The sequence below is a fragment of the Aquabacterium sp. G14 genome (assembly GCF_037482285.1).
Taxonomy (GTDB): Bacteria; Pseudomonadota; Gammaproteobacteria; order Burkholderiales; family Burkholderiaceae_C; genus Aquabacterium.
This window is the reverse complement of sequence record NZ_JBBEYB010000016.1, coordinates 55847-72500: the sequence shown is the minus strand read 5'-3', so window position 1 is coordinate 72500 and position 16654 is coordinate 55847. Positions and strand designations below refer to the sequence as shown.

The window sequence follows — 16654 nt, the reverse complement described above, 5'->3', positions numbered from 1 at the left end:
CGGCCGCAAGGTTGAAACTCAAAGGAATTGACGGGGACCCGCACAAGCGGTGGATGATGTGGTTTAATTCGATGCAACGCGAAAAACCTTACCTACCCTTGACATGTCAAGAATTCTGCAGAGATGTGGAAGTGCTCGAAAGAGAACTTGAACACAGGTGCTGCATGGCCGTCGTCAGCTCGTGTCGTGAGATGTTGGGTTAAGTCCCGCAACGAGCGCAACCCTTGTCATTAGTTGCTACGCAAGAGCACTCTAATGAGACTGCCGGTGACAAACCGGAGGAAGGTGGGGATGACGTCAGGTCCTCATGGCCCTTATGGGTAGGGCTACACACGTCATACAATGGCCGGTACAGAGGGCTGCCAACCCGCGAGGGGGAGCCAATCCCAGAAAACCGGTCGTAGTCCGGATCGTAGTCTGCAACTCGACTGCGTGAAGTCGGAATCGCTAGTAATCGCGGATCAGCTTGCCGCGGTGAATACGTTCCCGGGTCTTGTACACACCGCCCGTCACACCATGGGAGCGGGTTCTGCCAGAAGTAGTTAGCCTAACCGCAAGGAGGGCGATTACCACGGCAGGGTTCGTGACTGGGGTGAAGTCGTAACAAGGTAGCCGTATCGGAAGGTGCGGCTGGATCACCTCCTTTCTGGAAAAATACGGAAGTCGCCTCGATGTCCACGGACTTTGAATGCGATGGAAGTCATTAAAAAAGTGCTGATTGAATTCAAGCACCCACACTTATCGGCTGTTGATTGACAACAAGAGTGAAGCCAGTTGGGTCTGTAGCTCAGTCGGTTAGAGCACCGTCTTGATAAGGCGGGGGTCGTTGGTTCGAATCCAACCAGACCCACCAACTTACCAAGGCGTGACATGCAGGAGAGCATCCTGGATGAATCGCCTCATACGGGGGATTAGCTCAGCTGGGAGAGCACCTGCTTTGCAAGCAGGGGGTCGTCGGTTCGATCCCGTCATCCTCCACCAACTTCACTTCATGTTTGACTGCAAACCTTAAGGTCTGCGTACCACGTTGTACGGCCAGGCGCTAAGGTTTGCAGCACAAGCTGCTTGTTCTTTAAAAATTCGTAGAGTCGAAATCAGCGTTGCTGATGGAAAGTGTTTGTTCGTAAAGGGGCAAGCACACCGTGCCATCAGCAACATATTGATTGCGTCAAAACAGACATCAATACGAGATATTGATGATCGGCAAACGCGAAGTCACATGTTTAAACCGACATGTGACACTCAAACAGTCCTTGACCGACGACCACACAGCAGGTCGTCAAAGTTATAGGGTCAAGTGACTAAGTGCATGTGGTGGATGCCTTGGCGATTACAGGCGATGAAGGACGTGATAGCCTGCGAAAAGCTTCGGGGAGCTGGCAAATTAGCTTTGATCCGGAGATATCCGAATGGGGAAACCCACCCGCAAGGGTATCTGCAACTGAATACATAGGTTGCAGAGGCGAACCGAGTGAACTGAAACATCTAAGTAACTCGAGGAAAAGACATCAACCGAGATTCCGAAAGTAGTGGCGAGCGAAATCGGAACAGCCTAGTGCTCTTTAGCAGTTGACTTATCAAAACGGAATGGAAAGTCCGGCCATAGTGGGTGATAGCCCCGTATGAGAAAAGTCTTCTGTGGAACTGAGTGCACGATAAGTAGGGCGGGACACGAGAAATCCTGTCTGAAGATGGGGGGACCATCCTCCAAGGCTAAATACTCGTAATCGACCGATAGTGAACAAGTACCGTGAGGGAAAGGCGAAAAGAACCCCGGGAGGGGAGTGAAATAGATCCTGAAACCGCATGCATACAAAAAGTCGGAGCCGCAAGGTGACGGCGTACCTTTTGTATAATGGGTCAGCGACTTACATTCAGTGGCAAGCTTAACCGAATAGGGAAGGCGAAGGGAAACCGAGTCCGAATAGGGCGTCTAGTCGCTGGGTGTAGACCCGAAACCAAGTGATCTATCCATGGCCAGGATGAAGGTGCGGTAACACGCACTGGAGGTCCGAACCGACTAATGTTGCAAAATTAGCGGATGAGCTGTGGATAGGGGTGAAAGGCTAAACAAACTTGGAAATAGCTGGTTCTCTCCGAAAACTATTTAGGTAGTGCCTCAAGTATTACCGTCGGGGGTAGAGCACTGTTATGGCTAGGGGGTCATGGCGACTTACCAAACCATTGCAAACTCCGAATACCGATGAGTACAGCTTGGGAGACAGTGCACCGGGTGCTAACGTCCGGACACAAGAGGGAAACAACCCAGACCGCCAGCTAAGGTCCCTAAAATTGGCTAAGTGGGAAACGAAGTGGGAAGGCTAAAACAGTCAGGATGTTGGCTTAGAAGCAGCCATCATTTAAAGAAAGCGTAATAGCTCACTGATCGAGTCGTCCTGCGCGGAAGATGTAACGGGGCTAAGCCAGTTACCGAAGCTGCGGATTCACAGTTTACTGTGAGTGGTAGGAGAGCGTTCTGTAAGCCTGCGAAGGTGGCTTGTAAAGGCTGCTGGAGGTATCAGAAGTGCGAATGCTGACATGAGTAGCGTTAAAGGGGGTGAAAAGCCCCCTCGCCGAAAGCGCAAGGTTTCCTACGCAACGTTCATCGGCGTAGGGTGAGTCGGCCCCTAAGGCGAGGCAGAGATGCGTAGCTGATGGGAAACAGGTTAATATTCCTGTACCGATCTATGGTGCGATGTGGGGACGGAGAAGGTTAGCTCAGCCAACTGTTGGAATAGTTGGTTCAAGCATGTAGGCGTGCTCTTTAGGCAAATCCGGAGAGCTTAGCTGAGGTGTGATAACGAGTCTGCTTGCAGACGAAGTGAGTGATACCCTGCTTCCAGGAAAAGCCACTAAGCTTCAGCCATAGATTGACCGTACCGCAAACCGACACTGGTGCGCGAGATGAGTATTCTAAGGCGCTTGAGAGAACTCTGGAGAAGGAACTCGGCAAATTGACACCGTAACTTCGGAAGAAGGTGTGCCTTTAGTAGGTGAAGCCCCCGCGGGTGGAGCCCAATGAGGTCGCAGAGAATCGGTGGCTGCAACTGTTTAATAAAAACACAGCACTCTGCAAAGACGAAAGTCGACGTATAGGGTGTGACGCCTGCCCGGTGCTGGAAGATTAATTGATGGGGTGCAAGCTCTTGATCGAAGTCCCAGTAAACGGCGGCCGTAACTATAACGGTCCTAAGGTAGCGAAATTCCTTGTCGGGTAAGTTCCGACCTGCACGAATGGCGTAATGATGGCCACACTGTCTCCTCCAGAGACTCAGCGAAGTTGAAATGTTTGTGATGATGCAATCTCCCCGCGGAAAGACGGAAAGACCCCATGAACCTTTACTGTAGCTTTACATTGGACTTTGAACAGATCTGTGTAGGATAGGTGGGAGGCTTTGAAGCCAGGACGCTAGTTCTGGTGGAGCCGACGTTGAAATACCACCCTGGTGTGTTTGAGGTTCTAACCTTGGCCCGTTATCCGGGTTGGGGACAGTGTATGGTGGGCAGTTTGACTGGGGCGGTCTCCTCCCAAAGTGTAACGGAGGAGTTCGAAGGTACGCTAGATACGGTCGGAAATCGTGTTGATAGTGCATTGGCATAAGCGTGCTTGACTGCGAGACTGACAAGTCGAGCAGGTACGAAAGTAGGACAAAGTGATCCGGTGGTTCTGTATGGAAGGGCCATCGCTCAACGGATAAAAGGTACTCTGGGGATAACAGGCTGATACCGCCCAAGAGTTCATATCGACGGCGGTGTTTGGCACCTCGATGTCGGCTCATCTCATCCTGGGGCTGTAGCCGGTCCCAAGGGTATGGCTGTTCGCCATTTAAAGAGGTACGTGAGCTGGGTTTAAAACGTCGTGAGACAGTTTGGTCCCTATCTTCCGTGGGCGCTGCAAGATTGAGAGAGCCTGCTCCTAGTACGAGAGGACCGGAGTGGACACACCTCTGGTGTATCGGTTGTCACGCCAGTGGCATTGCCGAGTAGCTAAGTGTGGAAGAGATAACCGCTGAAAGCATCTAAGCGGGAAACTCGTCTCAAGATGAGTCTTGCCGGGGCCTTGAGCCCCCTGAAGGGTCGTTGTAGACCACGACGTTGATAGGCTGGGTGTGGAAGCGCAGTAATGCGTTAAGCTAACCAGTACTAATTGCCCGTGAGGCTTGACCCTATAACTTTGATGGATCTGTGCTCACTGAACCTGATTCAGTGACCGAGTCTGTCGGATTGTTTGAATACGTTGGCCGATGGATGTCACGCACAGCGTGATGTTCTCTGCGAGACGCAATCAATATCAAAGCTGATAAAATAATCGACTCTGCGAATTAACTGCCTTGGTTGCCCTTATGGGAGCCAGGTCAGGAACAGTTTAAGCCTGATGACCATAGCGAGTTGGTCCCACTCCTTCCCATCCCGAACAGGACAGTGAAACGACTCAGCGCCGATGATAGTGCGGATTCCCGTGTGAAAGTAGGTCATCGTCAGGCTACCTATAGTGAGAAAAGCCCCTGCCAAGGCAGGGGCTTTTGCTTCTCTGGGTGTGCAGGCAGCGAGCGATGGCTCGTTGATGTGCTCATCTTGTGAGGTGTCTCTTGGCGCAGGGCCCAACAGCTGCTGCGCCAGGCGTCGCGAAAAAATCGCGACAGACGCTTGACAAGATAAGCAAAAGCGAGTGATAATCTCGTTTCTGCGCTGACAACAAGTCAGCAACGTTCTTTAAAAATTAGCAGCCGATAAGCGTGGGTGTTTGGATGAAAGAGGCCAAATGCTCACGGTAAGAGAAGTGCGTTAAATCACTTCAATTCCGTTAAGAGCGAGTTTACAGAGATTAAACTGAAGAGTTTGATCCTGGCTCAGATTGAACGCTGGCGGCATGCCTTACACATGCAAGTCGAACGGTAACGGGTCCTTCGGGATGCCGACGAGTGGCGAACGGGTGAGTAATATATCGGAACGTGCCCAGTAGTGGGGGATAACTGCTCGAAAGAGCAGCTAATACCGCATACGACCTGAGGGTGAAAGGGGGGGATCGCAAGACCTCTCGCTATTGGAGCGGCCGATATCAGATTAGCTAGTTGGTGGGGTAAAGGCCTACCAAGGCAACGATCTGTAGTTGGTCTGAGAGGACGACCAGCCACACTGGGACTGAGACACGGCCCAGACTCCTACGGGAGGCAGCAGTGGGGAATTTTGGACAATGGGCGCAAGCCTGATCCAGCAATGCCGCGTGCAGGAAGAAGGCCTTCGGGTTGTAAACTGCTTTTGTCAGGGAAGAAATCTTCTGGGCTAATACCCCGGGAGGATGACGGTACCTGAAGAATAAGCACCGGCTAACTACGTGCCAGCAGCCGCGGTAATACGTAGGGTGCGAGCGTTAATCGGAATTACTGGGCGTAAAGCGTGCGCAGGCGGCTTTGCAAGACAGATGTGAAATCCCCGGGCTCAACCTGGGAACTGCATTTGTGACTGCAAGGCTAGAGTACGGCAGAGGGGGATGGAATTCCGCGTGTAGCAGTGAAATGCGTAGATATGCGGAGGAACACCAATGGCGAAGGCAATCCCCTGGGCCTGTACTGACGCTCATGCACGAAAGCGTGGGGAGCAAACAGGATTAGATACCCTGGTAGTCCACGCCCTAAACGATGTCAACTGGTTGTTGGACGGCTTGCTGTTCAGTAACGAAGCTAACGCGTGAAGTTGACCGCCTGGGGAGTACGGCCGCAAGGTTGAAACTCAAAGGAATTGACGGGGACCCGCACAAGCGGTGGATGATGTGGTTTAATTCGATGCAACGCGAAAAACCTTACCTACCCTTGACATGTCAAGAATTCTGCAGAGATGTGGAAGTGCTCGAAAGAGAACTTGAACACAGGTGCTGCATGGCCGTCGTCAGCTCGTGTCGTGAGATGTTGGGTTAAGTCCCGCAACGAGCGCAACCCTTGTCATTAGTTGCTACGCAAGAGCACTCTAATGAGACTGCCGGTGACAAACCGGAGGAAGGTGGGGATGACGTCAGGTCCTCATGGCCCTTATGGGTAGGGCTACACACGTCATACAATGGCCGGTACAGAGGGCTGCCAACCCGCGAGGGGGAGCCAATCCCAGAAAACCGGTCGTAGTCCGGATCGTAGTCTGCAACTCGACTGCGTGAAGTCGGAATCGCTAGTAATCGCGGATCAGCTTGCCGCGGTGAATACGTTCCCGGGTCTTGTACACACCGCCCGTCACACCATGGGAGCGGGTTCTGCCAGAAGTAGTTAGCCTAACCGCAAGGAGGGCGATTACCACGGCAGGGTTCGTGACTGGGGTGAAGTCGTAACAAGGTAGCCGTATCGGAAGGTGCGGCTGGATCACCTCCTTTCTGGAAAAATACGGAAGTCGCCTCGATGTCCACGGACTTTGAATGCGATGGAAGTCATTAAAAAAGTGCTGATTGAATTCAAGCACCCACACTTATCGGCTGTTGATTGACAACAAGAGTGAAGCCAGTTGGGTCTGTAGCTCAGTCGGTTAGAGCACCGTCTTGATAAGGCGGGGGTCGTTGGTTCGAATCCAACCAGACCCACCAACTTACCAAGGCGTGACATGCAGGAGAGCATCCTGGATGAATCGCCTCATACGGGGGATTAGCTCAGCTGGGAGAGCACCTGCTTTGCAAGCAGGGGGTCGTCGGTTCGATCCCGTCATCCTCCACCAACTTCACTTCATGTTTGACTGCAAACCTTAAGGTCTGCGTACCACGTTGTACGGCCAGGCGCTAAGGTTTGCAGCACAAGCTGCTTGTTCTTTAAAAATTCGTAGAGTCGAAATCAGCGTTGCTGATGGAAAGTGTTTGTTCGTAAAGGGGCAAGCACACCGTGCCATCAGCAACATATTGATTGCGTCAAAACAGACATCAATACGAGATATTGATGATCGGCAAACGCGAAGTCACATGTTTAAACCGACATGTGACACTCAAACAGTCCTTGACCGACGACCACACAGCAGGTCGTCAAAGTTATAGGGTCAAGTGACTAAGTGCATGTGGTGGATGCCTTGGCGATTACAGGCGATGAAGGACGTGATAGCCTGCGAAAAGCTTCGGGGAGCTGGCAAATTAGCTTTGATCCGGAGATATCCGAATGGGGAAACCCACCCGCAAGGGTATCTGCAACTGAATACATAGGTTGCAGAGGCGAACCGAGTGAACTGAAACATCTAAGTAACTCGAGGAAAAGACATCAACCGAGATTCCGAAAGTAGTGGCGAGCGAAATCGGAACAGCCTAGTGCTCTTTAGCAGTTGACTTATCAAAACGGAATGGAAAGTCCGGCCATAGTGGGTGATAGCCCCGTATGAGAAAAGTCTTCTGTGGAACTGAGTGCACGATAAGTAGGGCGGGACACGAGAAATCCTGTCTGAAGATGGGGGGACCATCCTCCAAGGCTAAATACTCGTAATCGACCGATAGTGAACAAGTACCGTGAGGGAAAGGCGAAAAGAACCCCGGGAGGGGAGTGAAATAGATCCTGAAACCGCATGCATACAAAAAGTCGGAGCCGCAAGGTGACGGCGTACCTTTTGTATAATGGGTCAGCGACTTACATTCAGTGGCAAGCTTAACCGAATAGGGAAGGCGAAGGGAAACCGAGTCCGAATAGGGCGTCTAGTCGCTGGGTGTAGACCCGAAACCAAGTGATCTATCCATGGCCAGGATGAAGGTGCGGTAACACGCACTGGAGGTCCGAACCGACTAATGTTGCAAAATTAGCGGATGAGCTGTGGATAGGGGTGAAAGGCTAAACAAACTTGGAAATAGCTGGTTCTCTCCGAAAACTATTTAGGTAGTGCCTCAAGTATTACCGTCGGGGGTAGAGCACTGTTATGGCTAGGGGGTCATGGCGACTTACCAAACCATTGCAAACTCCGAATACCGATGAGTACAGCTTGGGAGACAGTGCACCGGGTGCTAACGTCCGGACACAAGAGGGAAACAACCCAGACCGCCAGCTAAGGTCCCTAAAATTGGCTAAGTGGGAAACGAAGTGGGAAGGCTAAAACAGTCAGGATGTTGGCTTAGAAGCAGCCATCATTTAAAGAAAGCGTAATAGCTCACTGATCGAGTCGTCCTGCGCGGAAGATGTAACGGGGCTAAGCCAGTTACCGAAGCTGCGGATTCACAGTTTACTGTGAGTGGTAGGAGAGCGTTCTGTAAGCCTGCGAAGGTGGCTTGTAAAGGCTGCTGGAGGTATCAGAAGTGCGAATGCTGACATGAGTAGCGTTAAAGGGGGTGAAAAGCCCCCTCGCCGAAAGCGCAAGGTTTCCTACGCAACGTTCATCGGCGTAGGGTGAGTCGGCCCCTAAGGCGAGGCAGAGATGCGTAGCTGATGGGAAACAGGTTAATATTCCTGTACCGATCTATGGTGCGATGTGGGGACGGAGAAGGTTAGCTCAGCCAACTGTTGGAATAGTTGGTTCAAGCATGTAGGCGTGCTCTTTAGGCAAATCCGGAGAGCTTAGCTGAGGTGTGATAACGAGTCTGCTTGCAGACGAAGTGAGTGATACCCTGCTTCCAGGAAAAGCCACTAAGCTTCAGCCATAGATTGACCGTACCGCAAACCGACACTGGTGCGCGAGATGAGTATTCTAAGGCGCTTGAGAGAACTCTGGAGAAGGAACTCGGCAAATTGACACCGTAACTTCGGAAGAAGGTGTGCCTTTAGTAGGTGAAGCCCCCGCGGGTGGAGCCCAATGAGGTCGCAGAGAATCGGTGGCTGCAACTGTTTAATAAAAACACAGCACTCTGCAAAGACGAAAGTCGACGTATAGGGTGTGACGCCTGCCCGGTGCTGGAAGATTAATTGATGGGGTGCAAGCTCTTGATCGAAGTCCCAGTAAACGGCGGCCGTAACTATAACGGTCCTAAGGTAGCGAAATTCCTTGTCGGGTAAGTTCCGACCTGCACGAATGGCGTAATGATGGCCACACTGTCTCCTCCAGAGACTCAGCGAAGTTGAAATGTTTGTGATGATGCAATCTCCCCGCGGAAAGACGGAAAGACCCCATGAACCTTTACTGTAGCTTTACATTGGACTTTGAACAGATCTGTGTAGGATAGGTGGGAGGCTTTGAAGCCAGGACGCTAGTTCTGGTGGAGCCGACGTTGAAATACCACCCTGGTGTGTTTGAGGTTCTAACCTTGGCCCGTTATCCGGGTTGGGGACAGTGTATGGTGGGCAGTTTGACTGGGGCGGTCTCCTCCCAAAGTGTAACGGAGGAGTTCGAAGGTACGCTAGATACGGTCGGAAATCGTGTTGATAGTGCATTGGCATAAGCGTGCTTGACTGCGAGACTGACAAGTCGAGCAGGTACGAAAGTAGGACAAAGTGATCCGGTGGTTCTGTATGGAAGGGCCATCGCTCAACGGATAAAAGGTACTCTGGGGATAACAGGCTGATACCGCCCAAGAGTTCATATCGACGGCGGTGTTTGGCACCTCGATGTCGGCTCATCTCATCCTGGGGCTGTAGCCGGTCCCAAGGGTATGGCTGTTCGCCATTTAAAGAGGTACGTGAGCTGGGTTTAAAACGTCGTGAGACAGTTTGGTCCCTATCTTCCGTGGGCGCTGCAAGATTGAGAGAGCCTGCTCCTAGTACGAGAGGACCGGAGTGGACACACCTCTGGTGTATCGGTTGTCACGCCAGTGGCATTGCCGAGTAGCTAAGTGTGGAAGAGATAACCGCTGAAAGCATCTAAGCGGGAAACTCGTCTCAAGATGAGTCTTGCCGGGGCCTTGAGCCCCCTGAAGGGTCGTTGTAGACCACGACGTTGATAGGCTGGGTGTGGAAGCGCAGTAATGCGTTAAGCTAACCAGTACTAATTGCCCGTGAGGCTTGACCCTATAACTTTGATGGATCTGTGCTCACTGAACCTGATTCAGTGACCGAGTCTGTCGGATTGTTTGAATACGTTGGCCGATGGATGTCACGCACAGCGTGATGTTCTCTGCGAGACGCAATCAATATCAAAGCTGATAAAATAATCGACTCTGCGAATTAACTGCCTTGGTTGCCCTTATGGGAGCCAGGTCAGGAACAGTTTAAGCCTGATGACCATAGCGAGTTGGTCCCACTCCTTCCCATCCCGAACAGGACAGTGAAACGACTCAGCGCCGATGATAGTGCGGATTCCCGTGTGAAAGTAGGTCATCGTCAGGCTACCTACAGTAAAAAGGCCCTTGCTGATGCAAGGGCCTTTTTTTATTTTTGCTCATATCTCAATTAGGCGCTCCTTGACCTCTCTATGACTGATTGGTGTGGCTAGAGGGGGCTCGTCAAAGGCGTGTTACGGTCAGACGTTCTTTGTGGACAGCTGGTTTGCTGTCTGGCGGCATTTCTACTGCGAGACTTCTGGCGCTGTTTCTGGCGGTGTTGGCCGACGCTTGTCATTCAAGGTGGCTCTGTCGCGCAAACTTGGATGGCGCTCCCGGTTCCGGGGCGGCTCCAGGCTCGTGGGTTATAGTTGGCCTTATGTTTGACGTACTTGTGTATCTTTACGAACACTATTGGCGCCCGGAGGCCTTTCCAGAGGCGGCATTGCTGAGTAGGAAGTTGGCCGCGGTGGGGTTCGAAGCGGAGGAAATTTCCGATGCTTTGCAGTGGTTGGACGGATTGCAGGCGTTGACACAGCGGGATGCCCCAACGCCTGCTCCGATGAGCACTCGGGTCTACTGCGAATTGGAGTTGGATCGACTTCGGCCAGAGGCATTGGGATTTCTTCAATTCCTGGTCTCTGCGGGGGTGTTGACACCTCGCTTGCGTGAGGTGGTCATGGATCGGGTGACAGCTGTGCCGAGGGGCCCTGTGGCGTTGGATGATTTCAAGGTGCTGGTTTTGCTGGTATTTTGGAGTCTGGGGCAGGAGCCTGATGCGTTGATTCTCGATGAGCTATTTGTAGCGGACGAGGATCGGGTGATTCACTGACTGGCTGTGCTGGTATTGAGTGCTTGTGGAGACTTGACGGCTCTGGAGTCTCTGTGTCGTCACTGACAGCGTGCGGCGGAGCCTTTGAATAACGTGGGTGGTGGCTTGTATGCGTAGTGTTTGGGCATTGGCCAGTTGTGCAATGGCGCTTGCACTCCTCGGTGGGTGTGATCAGCTCGGCATCGATACACCAGAGAAGGTGGCGCAGCGCAAAGGCGCTGAGGCCAAGGCCATCGGCGCTGCCTGTCGCCATGCCATGCGGGCGATCGAAGATTGTTATCTCCTGAATCCCAAGGCAGACAAGTCGGCCGTCTTTGAAGGCTGGCGTGAGATGGACGAGTACATGCGTGAGAACAAGATTGAAGGGGTGGCCCCGGTGGTGCCACGCGCTGTACCTTCAAAGTCTGCTGAAGCAGCCTCTCAGGGCGAGGGGGCGTCCTCCGAGGAGCAAGAGAGCTTGCCTGATGCGCCATCAGCGAAGAAGTGAGTTGGGCTGAACGGGGGGCACCAATGGGCATGATGGCGGTGGCTGAAACGACACAGACCTTTTTACAATGTCGGTTTTCATCTTTCCGACATTGAGGCGTCAGCCACCATGAATATCCTCCGATTCGAAGACCTTGTGGCCCAAGGGCGCGCCGCTGGGCAACGCGTTTTCATCCGCGCCGACTTGAATGTTCCGCAGGATGATGCGGGCAATATCACCGAGGACACACGCATCCGTGCCTCGATCCCTGCGATCGAGCTGGCCTTGAAGGCGGGCGCGGCCGTGATGGTGACGTCGCACTTGGGGCGACCCACGGAAGGTGAGTTCAAGCCTGAAGATTCCTTGGCGCCGGTGGCCCTTCGTTTGGGCGAGTTGCTCGGCCGGAATGTCACGTTGGTCAGCAACTGGGTCGACGGCGTGACGGTGGAGCCTGGTGAGGTGGTTCTGCTGGAGAACTGCCGTTTGAACAAGGGCGAAAAGAAGAACAACGAAGAGTTGGCACGCAAGATGGCGGCGTTGTGCGATATTTTTGTGCACGATGCGTTCGGCACAGCACACCGCGCAGAGGGTACGACGTACGGGATCGCGCAATTTGCGAAAGTGGCCTGTGCCGGGCCTCTGCTGGCGGCTGAGATCGATGCGATCAATAAGGCTTTGGAGGCGCCAAAGCGCCCCTTGGTGGCCATTGTGGCCGGCTCGAAAGTGTCGACCAAGCTGACGATTTTGCAGGCACTGGCCAAGAACGTGGACGGGCTGATTGTGGGTGGCGGGATTGCCAACACCTTCATGTTGGCTGCAGGGTTGAAGATCGGCAAGTCTTTGGCGGAACCTGATCTGGTGGGCGAGGCGGCGGCTGTGATTGAGGCCATGAAGGCCCGTGGTGCGGCCGTGCCCATTCCTGAGGATGTGGTGGTCGCGAAGACCTTCGCAGCCGACGCTCTTGCAACGGTGAAGGCTGCCAACGAGGTGGCTGATGACGATCTGATCCTCGACATTGGTCCGAAGACTGCAGCGAAGTTGGCCGAGCAGTTGAAGGGTGCCGGCACCATCGTCTGGAATGGCCCGGTTGGTGTGTTCGAGTTTGAGGCCTTTTCGCATGGGACCGAAGCGATTGCGCGCGCCATTGCCGCGTCACCGGCGTTCAGCATTGCGGGCGGTGGCGATACCTTGGCGGCGATTGCGAAGTACGGGATCGAAAAGGAAGTGGGCTACATCTCGACGGGTGGTGGCGCATTCCTCGAAATTCTGGAGGGCAAGACCTTGCCGGCGTTTGAGATTTTGAGCAAACGCGCTGCCGGGTAAGTCCTGTTCCTCGATAGATCAAGATAGCGAAGTGCAGCCCTGATCCTCATGGAGTGGGGCTGTTTCGTTTGGATGGGCGGCGAATAGATGAGGACGGTTGGCGCTGAAGGTCTCAGGCGCGCGGTGCTTGCGCGGGCTGTTGACTGAAATGGTCGAGCCAGCGCAGAACTTCGTCAGCTGTGGGCTCCGGTGCTTCGAAGGGATACAGGTGGGTACCGTGAATCCAGCTGAGGTTCGTTCCGACAAGTTGGCGCACGCCGCGCAGTCCGCCGCGGCGCAGTTCTCTGGAGTGGGTGCCTGCGATGAACGCCAGAGGGCAGTGATGCGGGTGGCGCGCAAACTCCGCCAACAGGCGATGGGGCAGGGTGCTGTAAATGGCGGCCTCGACGTCACGGTGATATCGCAGGCGGTAGCCTGAGGCATCTGAAGTGTGTGTCAGCCCGTAGGCGAGATAGTCGTGAAGGACGCGCGGGTGAAACGCTGCGAACTTGGACTTGCTGCTGAAGTGCGTTTGGGCCGCGTGCAAGCTTGGCCATTCGTGGGTGCGTTGTGCCGCAACACGTGAGGGCATGATCCGATCAATGAGGCGGGCGCGTTTGGCCAAGCCCAAGGCGGCACTGCGCCACCCATCCAGGATGGGAGAGTCCATCACCACCACACCTTGAGCCCATTGGGGGTATCGATTCGCCAGCATGAGGCTGAGGTAGCCCCCTAGGGAGTGTCCGACCAGAAAGACAGGATGGCCGATTGTCTCGCTCACAAAGTCGTGCAGCTGGGTGACCAGATGAGGCCAGTGGTGCGTGACCGGGTAGCGCGGGTCGTGCCCGTATTGCTCAATGGCACGCACGGTGTAGCCTGCGGCCTCCCAGCGTTCAAACAGGGCACGGTAGGTGCCTGCCGGGAAGCTGTTGGCATGAGAGAAGACGATGGTGCGATGGGGGGCGGGCTGGGCCATGGTGTTGTTGCGTTCGGGCGTCACGAGGGGGAGGTGACGCCGTGCAGGGACAAGCGATATTTTCAGGCTAGGCGTTTGGTGTGACACTGGGGGAGAACCAACCACTGTTGAGCTTTGAACATGCCTCGTGCCACCAAGATTGTTGCCACCCTGGGTCCTGCGTCCTCGACACCGGAAGTGCTGGAAAAGATGCTGCAGGCCGGGGTGGATGTGGTTCGGTTGAACTTTTCGCATGGCAAGGCGCAGGACCATATTGACCGTGCGCAACTGGTACGGGAGGCCGCTCAGCGGGTGGGCAAGGTGGTCGCCATCATGGCGGACTTGCAGGGACCGAAGATTCGCGTCGGCAAGTTTGCCGATGGCAAGGTGATGCTGGAGCCTGGGCAGTCTTTTGTGCTGGATGCGAGCCGGATTGAATTGGGCGACCAGCAGGGTGTCGGGCTGGACTACAAGGAGTTGCCGCGCGATGTGAAGCCGGGCGACACGCTGTTGCTCAATGATGGCCTGATTGTGTTGACGGTCGAGGCCGTCAAGGGCGAGGCTGTGCACACGGTGGTCAAGCTCGGTGGCGAGTTGTCCAACAACAAGGGTATCAACAAGCAGGGCGGGGGGTTGACCGCGCCGGCTTTGACGGCCAAGGACATGGACGACATCAAGACGGCGGCCAGCTTCCAGTGCGATTACATCGCGGTGTCGTTTCCGAAGAATGCGACGGACATGGAGATGGCGCGCCAGTTGTGCAATGTGGCCGGTGAGCCTTGGAAGCATCGGCCGGCACTGATCGCTAAGATCGAGCGCAGCGAGGCGATTCCCAACCTGGAGAGCATCCTGAAGGCGTCGGACGGGATCATGGTGGCGCGGGGCGACCTGGCTGTGGAGGTGGGCAATGCCACCGTGCCGGCGCTGCAAAAGCGCATGATCAAGATGGCCCGTGAGATGGACAAGGTGGTGATCACGGCGACGCAGATGATGGAGTCGATGATCGTCAATCCGGTGCCGACGCGTGCGGAGGTGTCGGACGTGGCCAATGCGGTGCTCGATGGCACCGATGCCGTGATGCTCAGTGCCGAGACGGCGGCAGGCAAGTTCCCGGTCGAGACGGTCGAGCAGATGGCCAACATCGTGCGCGAGGCCGAGCATGCCGAGGAGGTGTCGCTGGATGCGGACTTCACGAACAAGACCTTCGGTCGCATCGACCAGTCGATCGCCATGGGGGCTTTGTTCACGGCGTATCACCTGGGCTGCAAGGCCATCATTGCCTTGACGGAGTCAGGCTCGACGGCCCTGTGGATGAGCCGACATCGCATTCACGTGCCGATTTTTGCGCTGACGGCGCGGGACGTGGCGCAGCGCAAGATGGCTTTGTTCCGCAACGTGCACCCGCTGTTGGTGCCGAGTTACGCGGATCGGGATGAGGCGTTGGCGCAGGCGGAGACTTTCCTGGTGGCGCGTGGCTTGCTGCGCCCGGGCGATACCTATGCCATCACCTGCGGAGAGCCCATGGGCACGCCAGGGGGCACGAACATGCTCAAGGTGTGCGCCGTGCGCTGAAGAAGCCCAGGGAAAAGCCTCGGCGTTCGCTTCGGGGGCTTGGGGCTGGGGGCGGGTCTCGGTAGAATCTCGCCCAGTTTGACGCGTGCACGTGTGCGCGTTGTCTTTTGGTTCACACCGCTCATTTGCTCACTGGGGAACTCATGGCACTCGTCTCGATGCGTCAGCTGCTGGATCACGCTGCTGAAAACAACTACGGCATTCCGGCTTTCAACGTCAACAACCTGGAGCAGGTTCAGGCCGTGATGGCCGCTGCCGACGAGGTGGGCGCCCCGGTGATCCTGCAGGCTTCGGCCGGCGCCCGCAAGTACGCTGGCGAGTCCTTCATCAAGCACCTGATTCAGGCTGCGGTGGAAGCCTATCCCCACATCCCGCTGGTGATGCATCAGGACCACGGCACTTCGCCCAAGGTGTGCCAAGGCGCGATCGATCTGGGCTTTGGCTCGGTGATGATGGACGGCTCCCTGATGGAAGACGGCAAGACCCCCTCTTCGTTCGACTACAACGTCGAAGTGACCCGCAAGGTCGTGGAAATGGCCCACAAGGTGGGCGTGACCGTGGAAGGCGAGCTGGGCTGCCTGGGCAACCTGGAAACCGGTGATGCGGGTGAAGAAGACGGCATCGGTGCCGCTGGCAAGCTGGACCACAGCCAGATGCTGACCGATCCGGAAGAGGCCGCGACCTTCGTGAAGGCCACGCAACTGGACGCCCTGGCGATCGCCATCGGCACCAGCCACGGCGCTTACAAGTTCTCGCGCAAGCCCACGGGCGACATCCTGGCCATCAGCCGTGTGAAGGAAATCCACGCGCGCATCCCCAACACCCATTTGGTGATGCACGGTTCGTCGTCGGTGCCGCAAGAGCTGCTGGCCATCATCAACCAGTACGGTGGCAAGATGAAGGAAACCTATGGCGTGCCCGTCGAGGAAATCCAGGAAGCCATCAAGTACGGCGTGCGCAAGATCAACATCGACACCGACATCCGTCTGGCGATGACCGGTGCCGTGCGCAAGTTCATGTTCGAGAACCCGGACAAGTTCGATGCCCGTGAATGGCTCAAGCCGGCCCGTGAAGCGGCCAAGCAGGTCTGCAAGCAGCGTTACCTGGAATTCGGATGCGAAGGCCAGGGTGCCAAGATCAAGCCGGTGAGCCTGGTGGACATCGCCGCAGCGTATGCCAGCGGCAAGCTGGCCCAGGTCGTGTCCTGATCACGGCGCATACCTGATGCCTGGCCGGTTGGCCGGGCATGAGACAGCCGGCGTGGGTGCAAGCCCTCGCCGGTTTTGTTTTGGGCCCTTGAATGCGGCTGCGTGGCGCGCATGCGGGTTAGTGGTGGGGGCGAACGGGCGTCAGATCCCTTAAGCTGAAGCTTTGTCTCATCGACCCTTTGGAGTGTTT

At 55.2% G+C, this 16654-nt stretch carries 6 protein-coding genes, 4 tRNA genes and 6 rRNA genes (1 of these 16 only partly in view); 15 read left to right on the top strand and 1 reads right to left on the bottom strand.

Annotation, left to right across the window (positions count from 1 at the left end; translation table 11 throughout):
• The 13 genes from WIT60_RS14675 to WIT60_RS14615 all read left to right on the top strand — a co-directional run.
• Positions 1–646 (top strand): 16S ribosomal RNA (locus WIT60_RS14675); it begins 885 nt to the left of the window's first position.
• Between the two features lie 130 nt (positions 647–776).
• Positions 777–853: transfer RNA gene (locus WIT60_RS14670), tRNA-Ile, on the top strand.
• Positions 854–905: 52 nt separating this feature from the next.
• Positions 906–981, top strand: a tRNA-Ala gene (locus WIT60_RS14665).
• Between the two features lie 310 nt (positions 982–1291).
• A 23S ribosomal RNA gene (locus tag WIT60_RS14660) occupies positions 1292–4168 on the top strand.
• Positions 4169–4371: 203 nt separating this feature from the next.
• Positions 4372–4484, top strand: a 5S ribosomal RNA gene (rrf, locus tag WIT60_RS14655).
• Between the two features lie 343 nt (positions 4485–4827).
• Positions 4828–6358, top strand: a 16S ribosomal RNA gene (locus WIT60_RS14650).
• 130 nt (positions 6359–6488) lie between these two features.
• Positions 6489–6565: transfer RNA gene (locus tag WIT60_RS14645), tRNA-Ile, on the top strand.
• A 52-nt stretch (positions 6566–6617) separates the two neighbouring features.
• Positions 6618–6693: transfer RNA gene (locus WIT60_RS14640), tRNA-Ala, on the top strand.
• 310 nt (positions 6694–7003) lie between these two features.
• A 23S ribosomal RNA gene (locus WIT60_RS14635) occupies positions 7004–9880 on the top strand.
• Between the two features lie 203 nt (positions 9881–10083).
• Positions 10084–10196, top strand: a 5S ribosomal RNA gene (gene rrf, locus WIT60_RS14630).
• The 16S, 23S and 5S rRNA genes sit together here with 4 tRNA genes alongside, the layout of an rRNA operon.
• A 312-nt stretch (positions 10197–10508) precedes the next feature.
• Positions 10509–10961, top strand: a complete 453-nt coding sequence (locus tag WIT60_RS14625; protein WP_339584622.1) for a Smg family protein — start codon at positions 10509–10511, stop codon at positions 10959–10961.
• Positions 10962–11103: 142 nt separating this feature from the next.
• Entirely contained in the window at positions 11104–11448 is a 345-nt protein-coding gene (locus tag WIT60_RS14620) for a hypothetical protein (protein WP_339584621.1), read from the top strand.
• A gap of 108 nt (positions 11449–11556) precedes the next feature.
• Positions 11557–12750, top strand: coding sequence for a phosphoglycerate kinase (locus tag WIT60_RS14615; protein ID WP_339584620.1), 1194 nt, complete (start codon positions 11557–11559; stop codon positions 12748–12750).
• A 112-nt stretch (positions 12751–12862) separates the two neighbouring features.
• Here the strand turns inward: WIT60_RS14615 and WIT60_RS14610 are convergent, their stop codons facing one another.
• Complete coding sequence (locus tag WIT60_RS14610) at positions 12863–13705, bottom strand: alpha/beta hydrolase (protein WP_339584619.1); 843 nt, start codon at positions 13703–13705, stop codon at positions 12863–12865.
• Positions 13706–13825: 120 nt separating this feature from the next.
• Here WIT60_RS14610 and pyk point away from each other — a divergent pair, with 120 nt between their 5' ends.
• Both pyk and fba read left to right on the top strand, forming a co-directional pair.
• Positions 13826–15256 (top strand): pyruvate kinase, encoded by a 1431-nt coding sequence (pyk, locus tag WIT60_RS14605; RefSeq protein WP_339584618.1) that lies wholly within the window; start codon positions 13826–13828, stop codon positions 15254–15256.
• Positions 15257–15399: 143 nt separating this feature from the next.
• Positions 15400–16464: a class II fructose-bisphosphate aldolase gene (fba, locus tag WIT60_RS14600; protein WP_339584617.1), complete on the top strand. Its 1065-nt coding sequence runs from the start codon at positions 15400–15402 to the stop codon at positions 16462–16464.
• Positions 16465–16654 lie beyond the last annotated feature (190 nt).

What these genes read in the sequence shown, in the direction of transcription:
- WIT60_RS14625 (WP_339584622.1), top strand. Translation starts at nt 10,509, where the DNA reads ATGTTTGACGTACTTGTGTATCTTTACGAACACTATTGGCGCCCGGAG.
- WIT60_RS14620 (WP_339584621.1), top strand. Translation starts at nt 11,104, where the DNA reads ATGGCGCTTGCACTCCTCGGTGGGTGTGATCAGCTCGGCATCGATACA.
- WIT60_RS14615 (WP_339584620.1), top strand. Translation starts at nt 11,557, where the DNA reads ATGAATATCCTCCGATTCGAAGACCTTGTGGCCCAAGGGCGCGCCGCT.
- WIT60_RS14610 (WP_339584619.1), bottom strand. Translation starts at nt 13,705, where the DNA reads ATGGCCCAGCCCGCCCCCCATCGCACCATCGTCTTCTCTCATGCCAAC.
- pyk (WP_339584618.1), top strand. Translation starts at nt 13,826, where the DNA reads ATGCCTCGTGCCACCAAGATTGTTGCCACCCTGGGTCCTGCGTCCTCG.
- fba (WP_339584617.1), top strand. Translation starts at nt 15,400, where the DNA reads ATGGCACTCGTCTCGATGCGTCAGCTGCTGGATCACGCTGCTGAAAAC.